Raw genomic sequence first — 10932 nt, 5'->3', positions numbered from 1 at the left:
GGCGCGGCGCCCTCACCGCCCGCGGGACACCCCGCAAGTACGTCCATGTAGGCTCGGTGGCGGCATCCATGCCGCCACACGGTCCCGCAATCGGTGAGGGCACCGCACCAGGAAGTTCGTAGGTCGCTTCGTTGAAAGCCTGCCTGTTGTTCGTTCGCGTTGCGACGCTGATCGGACGCGCCGTCACTCGCGCCGTCATCCAAAAAACGCGCGTCATGCCCTGCTTGCAACCATGCACACCGACCATCTCCACCGGTCCTTGCCCGCCCACCGTCGCGGGACCTTACGCGGCATGGATGCCGCGTAAGAGCCTACATGGACGTACTTGCGGCGTGTCCCGCGATGGTGGGCCGGCAAGGGCCCTGCAGCAAAACCAAACACCAGCCGCTCTACACCTAGCCTAAGACGCAATACCGATTCAAAAGACCGCCGACGCGCGCCGACAGGTCTGACCTCTCAACGCGGGCCAAACACGCTAGCCCTACGCGAGGTCGCCGCAATACCATCGGCGCCCAGAAGCAACCTGATTCCCCAGGTGCTGAGGCGTGCGGCATTCCAGCCAACTGCAATGTCCAGCGATTTGGTGCTGCTGTCGTTGCCCGACCACGACCAGCCCATGTAGCCGACGCTGTACTCGCGTGCGCGCCGCATGATCGCCGCTTCGTCCACGTGCGCGCCGCGATGGTCTCCACCGAACTCGCCGATCACCAGCGTCAGCTTTTTATCGCGGAAGGCACGCAGATAATTGTTGACCGTCGCATCGCTGCCGAACACCTCGTACATGTGCACGCTGAAGAGCACATTGCGCTTGCTGTCGCGCGCCAGCAGTGCAGCGGCGTTGTCGCGCATGTAGAACTGCCAGTCCTGCCCCCAGTTCGGCGCATCCACCATTAGCGCGTGAGTCAGACCGCTCTTGCGTAACGCAGCGATCGCAGTGGCATGGCCGTTGACCCATTCGCTCGCGCTCAAGCGATTGCCGAACGGCTCGTTGCCGATATTGATGATCACGTGGTCTTCGTTACCGATCAGCGCCTTGCGGATGCTGGTCCAATAAGCGGTGGCATGGGCCAGACCCGCCGCCGCGCCGTCTTCGCCATAACCGGTGGTGTCGTGCACTTCCAGCACCGCGATCAGGCCCAGGCTCTTGCAACGCGTGATGATGCGCGCAACCTCGGCTTCCGGTGTGCGGTTCCAGCGGTAGCCGGAGCTGAGCACCACCCGCACGCTGTTGGCGCCGGTCGCAGCGATGGCCACCAAGGCTGCATCGGTACGGCTTGCGTACCAGGCATGCGGCAGATTGACCCCGCGCAGCACCAGGGCGTTGCCGTTGGACTCACGCAACTGCGTGCCCGAGACCGACAATCCCGCATGCGCGGCAGACGAGAGCGCCAGACCGGCGGTGATCAGGAGCATGCGTTGAGCGAAAGACTGCAATGATTTCACGATCGGTTTCCAGGCAGGGACGTCGTAACCGCGACGGCGGTTTCCACAGCTCGCGTGAACACTGTGTCAACTCCCGACAGCGGTGAAGGCAACCCAGATCGCAGAAGCAACGACGCGCTGAAATAAATCGGGCTTGTCGCTAGCTCCACAAATCTGCGTACAGCCAGTGATCGGCCGTAGGCCGGCAATGTTTAGCCGCCTGGAGGCATTCCGTCGCCGCTTGTGCGACAGACTTTGCAGATCAGGAATGTCGCCCGAGTCAGACCAATCACCGACGCTGCGAGTCGCGGTAAACACCGCGCGATTGCATCGACCCGGCCAGCGACAGCACATGGCACGCCGCCTGCCGCAGCACTGACCGCAATCAACTGAACAAAGCCAGTCGCCCCTGATCAAGGGATCACGCTTCAGGCCGATACGAACACATGCAATCCATGCTCAGCTCTGCCGAATCCCTGCTTTCGCCGATGGCCGATGAGTCGACCCGGCTGGCCGTCCTGCGTGGCTTGTGCCTGCTGGACTCGCCGCCGGACACGATGTTCGAGACCATCGCCGCGATGGCCGCACGCAGTCTGGGTGCTGAAATCGCGCTGGTCTCGCTGGTGGACGAGCACCGCCAGTGGTTCAAGGCGCGTATTGGTCTGGAGGCGCAGGAAACCCCACGCGACCAGGCGTTCTGCGCCCATGCAATCCGGTCGGACGAGGTGATGGTGGTACCCGACGCGCAGCTGGATCCGCGCTTCTGCGACAACCCGCTGGTGCTGGGCCCGCCGTTCATCCGCTTCTACGCAGGCGCACCGCTGAAACTGCTCGACGGCCACAGCATCGGCACCTTGTGCGTGATCGGCACCAGTCCGCGCCCAGGTCTGGACGCAGCGACCATCGCCCAGTTGGAAGGCCTGCGCGACCTGGCCGTACTGCGGGTGGAAAACCTGCGCAGTACCACCTATCGCGATGGCCCGACCGGCCTGCCCAATCGATCGCGCTTTGGCGAGGACCTGGATGCCTGGCTCTCGCAACGCGAAGGCGCACCGGCGACCACCGCGGTGGCGGTGGATATCTGCGGCAGCGATTACTTCCGAGACATGGTCAAGGCGCTGGGCTGGGATTACGCCGACGGGTATGTGGCCCTGGCGCAACGTCGTCTGGCTGCCTATCTGCCGGCCAGCACCGCGTTGTATCGCCTGGACCCGACCACCTTTGGCTTTCTGGCGCAGGCAGAAACGCAACGCTTGTCCACGCTGTGCATCAAGGTCTCCAAGGCCTTCGCCGAGCCGCTGGAGCATCAGGGCATTCCGCATACGGCCGTGGCCTCGATCGGCGCGGTTGCGCTGCAGACCAGCTATGGCGCCGCCGATACCATCCGCTCGCTCACCACCGCGGTGGATGTCTCACGCGAGCGCGCCTTGCCGTGGAGCATGTACGAGCGCAAGCACGACGTGGCCCAGCGCAATACCTTCCGCCTGCTAGCCGCCCTGCCCGCCGCGCTGGACAGCGCCAGTCAGTTGCGCCTGCACTATCAACCGCGCGTGGATCTGCACGATCACCGCTGCGTGGCGGTGGAAGCGCTGCTGCGCTGGCAGCACCCGATGATCGGCCCGGTGATGCCGTCCGACTTCGTGCCGATGGCAGAGAAAACCGCGCTGATCAATCGCATCACCGCCTGGGTCATCGACAACGGCATCGCCCAGGCCGCGCGCTGGCAGCAACAAGGCCTGGACTTCAATCTGGCCTTGAACGTATCTGCCGCCGATCTGGACCGCCCCGGTTTTGCCGGCCTGCTCAAGCGTGGATTGGAGCGCCACAAACTGGACCCGCGCCGGCTGGAGATCGAATTCACCGAAAGCGCGATGATCCGCCACCCCGAGCATCTGGCCGAGCAATTGGCGGCCATCGCGGCGCTGGGCGTGCATATCGCCATCGACGACTTCGGCACCGGCTACAGCAATTTCAGCTATCTCAAGCAGCTGCCGGCCAGCTCGTTGAAGATCGATCAATCCTTTGTCCGCTCGCTGCCGGACAGCCGCACCGACCGCACCCTGGTGCCCGCGATGATCCAGCTTGGCCACAGCCTGGGCCAGCGCGTGGTCGCCGAAGGCATCGAGTCGGCCGAGGCGTATGCGCAGTTGCGCGCCTGGGGCTGCGACGAAGGCCAGGGTTACTGGATCGCCAAGCCAATGCCGGTCGCCGCGTTGGAAACCTGGCTGCAGACGCCGTGGCATGCGCAATTTGAAGCCCCGGTCAATCTGCTCGCCGCGAGCCTGGCGGCTGCGCGGGTGTAAGACACTGCGTGGCGTGTAAACCGCAACGTCCAAACGCACTGCGGCGCGACACCTCAATGTCGCGCCGCATGCGCATCACCGATGTCAGCGCGCTGTCCTGACGATTACCAGAACACCGCGTACAGCGCGATCAGAATCACCACCACCCCGATCGCACCGATCTTGAAGCCCAGCGTGGTGCCGTAGGCCACATCGTCGGTACGGATCAGATCGCGCGCCTGGGTGGGCGCGGTCATCAGCGACACCAGCACCGCCAGCACCAGCGCCGCCACGAACACCACGCCGATGCGGTCCATGAACGGCAGTTCCGGCCAGGCGAACTTGAGCGCGAACGACAGCACAACCGAGCCGATCGCCGCGGTCAGTGCGCCAGCTTCGTTGGCACGCTTCCAGAACAGGCCGAGCATGAAGATCACCACCACGCCGGGGGTAAAGAAGCCGGTGAATTCCTGGATGAACTGGAAGCCCTGATCGAAGTTGCCCAACAGCGGCCGCGCGGTGAGGATGCCGATCACCACCGCCACGATGGCCACGATGCGACCCACGCGCACCAGCTGCTTCTGCTCGGTCTGCGGGCGGAACTTGGCATAGAAATCCAGGGTGAAGATCGTCGCCACCGAATTGATCTTCGATGCCAGCGAGGCCACGATCGCCGCCACCAGGGCGGCGAACACCAGGCCCAGGATGCCGGTCGGCAACAGCTGCATCATGGTCGGATAGGCCTGGTCGGGCTTGGCCAGATCCGGTGCCAGCACCACCGCGGCGATGCCCGGCACCACGATCACCAACGGCATCAGCAGCTTCAGAAACGCGGCAAACACCATGCCCTTCTGCGCCTCACCGATGTTTTTGGCCGCCAGCGCGCGCTGGATGATGTACTGGTTGAAACCCCAGTAACTGATGTTCATCACCCACAGACCGCCGAGCAGCACGCTCAGGCCGGGCAGGTCCTTGTAGAACGGGTTGTCCTTGCTCAGGATCATGTGGAAGTGCTCGGGGTGCGCACTCCATAGCTGCTTGAAGCCGGCCAGCACGCCGGCGCCATCGCCGATCCGCGCCAGGGTCAGGCCCGCCACCAACAGGCCGCCCAGCACCAGCAGGGTGACCTGCACGATGTCGGTCAAGGCCACGGCTTTGAGACCGCCGTACAACTGATAGACCAGCGCGAACACGCCGATCAAGGTCAGCGCCAGGGTCTGGTCCATACCGGTGACCTGGCTGACCGCGATCGACCCCAGCCACAGGATCGAGGTGAGATTGACGAACACGTACAGCAGCAGCCAGAACACCGCCATCAGCGTGCGGATCCACTTGCCGTAACGCTGCTCCAGGAACTGCGGCATGGTGTAGATGCCGTTGCGCAGGAAGATCGGCAGGAAGAACTTGCCGACGATCAACAACGTCAGCGCCGCCATCCATTCGTAGGACGCGATCGCCAGACCGATCGCATAGCCGGAACCGGCCATGCCGATGATCTGCTCGGCTGAGATGTTCGCGGCGATCAGCGAGGCGCCGATCGCCCACCACGGCAACGACTTGCTCGCCAGGAAGTAATCCTCGGCGCTCTTGGTGTGGCCTGCCTTCTCGCGCGACACCCACTGCGCGAGCACGAAGATGCCGGTCAGATAGACCAGCACAATCACGATATCCAACGTCGCCAAACCCACTGCACTCTCCTGTCTGGCTCTGGGGTGTGCGTCGTGGACCGGACAGGTCTGCAGACTGCCGCCGCCCGCACCGTGTGCATAACGGCAGCCCGGCGAACCGCAGCTGCAGACCTTCCCGGCCGATCGACGCGCGCGTCCCGCGGCGGCTGATGACACCACCCCCTGAGGGTGGCCGCTGTAAAACGTCGCCGGGGCCGGCGACGCGTGTGTTGCTTGATTACCTGCACACTCCCGCAAGCGCGCCTGCGGGAGTGCTGCTTACTTGACCGGGCAGTCGAGCGTGACTTCGGCCTCGTTGAGCGCGCCCAGCGCGATCTTGGAGATCGACATGTCCAGCGCTGCGCCGCTTTCGATGCTGGCGACCTGGCTCAGCTTGGTCACGTCGGCACCGGCCACTGCGAAGCACTTCAACGGCACCCCGACCACCTTCCACTGGCCTTGCGGCAGCGCGGCCAGGGTCTTCTGTGCATCGACACGGCCGCTGCACTTGTCGCCGCAGCCGACGCCCAGCCACACCGGCGCAGTCACTGCACTGTCGCGGCGCACGGTCAACTGCAGCTGCACATCGCCGTTGCTTTCACGCGAGACGTCCACCGGCTTGCCGGACACCAGCAACACGCTGGAGGCCTTGGCACCGGACCACAGCAGACGCCGCGCATCTTCCTGCGCCTTGTGATCGACTGCGGTCATCTTCAGGCTGCCATCGGACAGACCCACCGGCAGCGTGGTCGCCGGCATGTTGGCCTGGCCGGCATTGGACAGCTGCATCGCAATGCCCAGCGCCGGCTTGCCGCGCACGAAGTACACCCCACCCACCGACTGCTCGCCGGACACGCCCGATTCCTCCGGCAGTGCGGCCAGGTCGCCCTTGTCGGCGTAGGTCAGGCCGAAGCCGAACTTGAACTGCGGGTCGTAATCCTTCTGGCCAACGTTGTTGGCGAACTGCACCGCGGTCTTGGGCCAGGAGAAGCTCAGCTTGCCCTTGAAGTCGTTCTGTACCGTGCCATCGGCCTTGCGCAGCAGCACGTCGGCAATGCCCTCGCCTTCCGAACCCGGCAACCAGGCAGCGACGAACGCATCGGCCGCGTTGATGTACTGGTTCATCCATAGCGGGCGTCCGCTCAGGAATACCGCCACCACCGGGATGCCCTCGGCCTTGAGCTTCTTGATCAGTGCCAGTTCGCTCTCGTCGCCCGGCTTGTACAGCAGAGTGGCGATGTCGCCCTGGAACTCGGCGTACGGGTTCTCGCCGAACACCACCACGGCCACGTCCGGCTTGGTCTTGTAAGCACCATCGACTGCCAGCTCGGCCTTGCCGCCGGCCGCCTTGATCTGCTTGTCCAGGCCTTCCCAGATGGTGTTGCCATTGGGGTAGTCGCTGCGCTTGGTGCCGGTGCCCTGCCAGTTCAACGTCCAACCGCCGGACTGCTTGCCCATGTCGTTGGCGCCATCGCCCAGCACCAGCACGCGCTTCTTCGGGTCCAGCGGCAGGATGCCGGCCTGGTTCTTCAACAGCACCAGCGACTCGCGCACTGCCTGGCGGGCGATCGCGCGATGTTCTGGCGCGCCCAGCAATTCGTACTTGCCGCCGAGCGGGCGCTTGGACGGCTTGCCGGCTTCGAACAGGCCCAGACGCAGCTTGACGCGCAGGATCCGGCGCACCGCATCGTCCAGGCGCTCGGCCGAGATTTGGCCCAACTTCACTGCCGCCAGTTCGGTGTCGTAGATGCCCTTCCAGCTGTCGGAGGCCATCGCCATGTCGACGCCGGCAATGAACGAGGCCGGGCAGTTTTCGTTGGTGCAGCCCTTGACCTGGCCGTGGCCATTCCAGTCGCCAACCACGAAACCGCCGAAGTTCATGCGGCCCTTGAGCACGTCGGTCAGCATGACCTTGTTGCCGTGCATCTTTTCGCCGTTGAAGCTGTTGAACGAGGCCATCACCGTCTGCGCACCGGCCGCAATCGCCGGCGGGTAACCGGCCGCGTGGATGTCGCGCATGGTGGCTTCGGACACCTTGGTGTCGCCCTGGTCCTTGCCGTCGGTGGTGCCGCCGTCGCCGACGAAATGCTTCACCGACGAAATCACATGGCTGCCGTCGAGGAACTGCGGGGTGCCCGGCACGCCCTGCACGCCTTCGACCATCTTGCCGGCGAAGCTGGCCACCACCTCCGGCGACTCGGAATAGCCCTCGTAGCTGCGGCCCCAGCGGTCGTCCTGCGGCACCGCCACGGTCGGCGCGAAGGTCCACTCCATGCCGGTGACGCGGGTTTCGGCGGCGGTGACTTCGCCGATCTGCTTGATCAGCTCCGGGTTGCGCGTGGCGCCCAGGCCGATGTTGTGCGGGAACAGCGTGGCGCCGACGATGTTGCTCTGGCCGTGCACCGCATCGATGCCGAAGATGATCGGGATCGCGTTGCCGCCCTTGGAGGTGTCCATCGATGCTTCATAGAACGCGTCGGCCAGCTTCAGCCATTCGGCCGGGCTGGCGTTGTACTTGCCGCCCGGATCGGAATTGCCGCCGGCCAGCACCGAGCCGATGCGGTACTTGCGCACATCGTCCGGGGTCATGCTGGCGATGTCGCCCTGGATGGTCTGCGCGACCTTCTCTTCGACGCTCATCTTGGCCATCACATCGGTGATGCGCTGCTCCAGGGCCTGATCCTGCGCGAACGGCCACTTCGGCGACGGCCACTGGTCGGGATGGATCGTGGTGGACGCCTCGGCCGGCGCGGCGGCCGGTGCGGTCTTGCTCGCCTCGGCAGCGGTGTCCTTGCCTTGGCAGGCGGCCAGCATCAGCACCGCAGCGGCGGTAGCCAGAGAGAGGGCACGACGCGCAACGGGCGCGGCGGTACGACGAAGCAGCTTGTCCAAGATCCAGGTCTCCAGGTGGTTCTCCCCACGGCGATGCGTGACGCCGCAGGCCATTAGGCGGCGTACGCTTGCGTGATTCCCCTACCCTGTCAACCGCGCCGGCCCGTATGCCAAATGGCAGGCAACTTATTGGCCGCGGCTATAGCCTTGGAATACCGGCAGCACCTGTCAAACCACGGAAAACCGCCGAATCCGGCGCGCCGCTTGGCATTCGACAAACGCGCACTTTGTTGCATCGCACCACTCGGTGCCGTGAGTGATGCGCAGCCGGCCCGTGTCGATACAGCGTGATCGGGTCCGCTGCGATGCGCGCATCCAAACCCCAGCCAACGGGTGAGCCCGTCGTCAAACAACTGTCATACGGCCGGCCTAGCGTGACCGGCTTGCCGATGCGCCGCCGGCCATCGTTGATCGTTGTCTTTGCCTGGAGTTTCGATGTCTGCCTCCCCCGATCCCGCCCGCCGCCGCCTCATGCAACTGCTGGCGTCCGTCCCGATGCTGCCACTTGGCAGCGCCAGCGCCGCCGCCCTGCAGCAACTCGGTGGCGCCGCCTTGGCTGCACGCCCGTTACGGCCGTCGGAAAATCCGACCCAGTTGGTGTCGGCTACGTTCCATGGCATGCCCGCGCCCAGTCTGGCCAACCCGGCTGCCATGGCCACCACCACGGTCGGCTCGGCACTGACCATCGCCCGTAGTGACGGCAGCACCCAACGCTACGACTTGGCCTATCACCCGTTCTTCGTCACCGGCGACCAGGTGCCCGACGGCAAGGGCGGCACCGTGCTGGCTGGCGGCTATTACGACATCCAGCACCGGCCGATCATCGACCGCTCCAAACCCGGTGCCGAACGCCCGTTCTTTTCCGATTGCCCGGACGGTTCCTCATTGCTCACATTGCCCAACGCCAAGGTGCCCGGGGTCAAAGGCAATCACGTGTTCGCGGTGGTGCAGTTCGAATACACCACCCGCGACCAGGCCGGCAACGACACCAACCGCCATTTGCCGGCACCGATCGCGGTACTGACGCTGGACCAGGACCCGGCCACCGGCAAGCTGTCGCTGGTGAAGTACCACAACGTGGACACCGCGCCGGTGCACGGACTGTGGACCACCTGCGGCGCCAGCCTGTCGCCGTGGAATACCCACCTGTCCAGCGAAGAGTACGAGCCCGACGCCACCGCGCTGGCCGGTAACACCCAGTTCCGCAGCTACAGCACGCATCTATACGGCGACCCGGAGAAAGCCAATCCGTATCACTACGGCCATCTGCCCGAAATCACCGTGCACCCGGACGGCACGGGGAGCGTACGCAAGCACTATTGCCTGGGCCGCATCTCGCACGAACTGGTGCAGGTGATGCCCGACCAGCGCACCGTGCTGATGGGCGACGACGCCACCAACGGCGGGTTGTTCATGTTCATCGCCGACCGCAAGGCCGACCTGTCGGCCGGCACTTTGTACGTCGGCAAGTGGCACCAGACCTCGGGCGTCGGCCCGGGCGCCGCCACGCTGAGCTGGATCAAGCTCGGCCACGCCACCAGCGCCGAAATCCAGGCCCTGGCCGATCGCCTCACCGCCGCCGACATCCTCGACGTACATCTGAGCGACCCGGGCGATGCCTCCTTCACCAAGATCCCGTTCAACGGCACCTTCAACTGGGTCCGCATCAAGCCCGGCATGGAGAAGGCGGCCACCTATCTGGAAACCCATCGCTACGCTGCACTGGCCGGCGGCAGCCTGGGCTTCACCAAGCTCGAAGGCACCACCGTCAATGCCCGCGACAAGGTCGCCTACATGGCGATGTCCTACATCGTCACCAGCATGCGCGACGGCTCGGGCGATGTAAAAGTGGAAGGGCCGGACTCCGGTGCGGTGTATGCGCTCAACCTGCGTGGCGGCCGCCACGACAGCAGCGGCGCAGCGATCCACAGCGACTGGGTGCCGATCGACATGGCCGCTCCGGCCGCACTTACCGGCCACGATCTGGCCAAGGCCGATGCGCTGGGCAACCTGGCCGACCCGGAACGCCTGGCCAATCCGGACAACCTCAAGTTCTCCGAAACCCTGCGCACCTTGTTCATCGGCGAAGACAGCAGCCTGCACGTCAACAATTTCCTGTGGGCCTACAACGTGGACAGCGGCACGCTGACGCGTGTGCTGTCGGTGCCCGCCGGTGCCGAATCTACCGGTCTGCATGCAGTCGACGAGATCCACGGCTGGACCTACGTGATGAGTAATTTCCAGCACCCCGGCGACTGGGAAAGCCCGCTGCACGACACCGTCAAGGCCACGCTGGATCCGCTGATCCGCGCCAACTACAAGAACCGCTTCGGCGCAGCGGTGGGCTACCTCACCGGTGATCCGGTGGCCGTGAAGTTGGGCAAGGCCTAAGCGCATGGTCTCGTCGCTAGCAGTGCTGGCAAAGCGCTGCGAGCGGCATGGTCTTTCGTCCGTTGTATCAACTGCGCGACGGTCGCTCGTGTGAGGGCGCGTGAGTCGGTCGAGCGTGCGATGCCCTCACCGCACCAGACAGTTTGCTGATCGCTTTAAGAAGAGCTAAGCATACCGACCATCTCGACTGGTCCTTGCCCGCCCACCGTCGCGGGACCTTACGCGGCATGGATGCCGCGTAAGAGCCTACACGGACGTACTTGCGGCGTGTCCCGCGA

The 10932-nt window shown here is 64.9% G+C and carries 5 protein-coding genes; 2 read left to right on the top strand and 3 right to left on the bottom strand.

What is annotated here, in order from left to right; translation table 11 throughout:
- Positions 1-456: 456 nt before the first annotated feature.
- Positions 457-1443: a glycoside hydrolase family 5 protein gene (locus ABS769_RS21605; protein ID WP_317063209.1), complete on the bottom strand. Its 987-nt coding sequence runs from the start codon at positions 1441-1443 to the stop codon at positions 457-459.
- Positions 1444-1877: 434 nt separating this feature from the next.
- Here ABS769_RS21605 and ABS769_RS21600 point away from each other — a divergent pair, with 434 nt between their 5' ends.
- Positions 1878-3725 carry a putative bifunctional diguanylate cyclase/phosphodiesterase gene (locus ABS769_RS21600; RefSeq protein ID WP_317063210.1) on the top strand — a complete coding sequence of 616 codons (1848 nt, stop codon included), beginning with the start codon at positions 1878-1880 and terminating at the stop codon, positions 3723-3725.
- 104 nt (positions 3726-3829) lie between these two features.
- Here ABS769_RS21600 and ABS769_RS21595 read toward each other — a convergent pair whose 3' ends face one another.
- On the bottom strand, positions 3830-5392 hold the full coding sequence (locus ABS769_RS21595; RefSeq protein ID WP_023904700.1) for a sodium/sugar symporter: 1563 nt from the start codon (positions 5390-5392) through the stop codon (positions 3830-3832).
- Positions 5393-5650: 258 nt separating this feature from the next.
- Positions 5651-8263: a glycoside hydrolase family 3 protein gene (locus ABS769_RS21590; RefSeq protein ID WP_317063208.1), complete on the bottom strand. Its 2613-nt coding sequence runs from the start codon at positions 8261-8263 to the stop codon at positions 5651-5653.
- Positions 8264-8698: 435 nt separating this feature from the next.
- Between ABS769_RS21590 and ABS769_RS21585 the strand changes: the two genes are divergently transcribed.
- Positions 8699-10654: a PhoX family protein gene (locus ABS769_RS21585; RefSeq protein WP_317063207.1), complete on the top strand. Its 1956-nt coding sequence runs from the start codon at positions 8699-8701 to the stop codon at positions 10652-10654.
- Positions 10655-10932 lie beyond the last annotated feature (278 nt).

This window comes from Xanthomonas hortorum (assembly GCF_040279205.1).
Taxonomy (GTDB): Bacteria; Pseudomonadota; Gammaproteobacteria; order Xanthomonadales; family Xanthomonadaceae; genus Xanthomonas; species Xanthomonas hortorum_F.
Note: the sequence above shows the minus strand (reverse complement) of the source record. Positions and strands in the feature narration are given on the sequence as shown.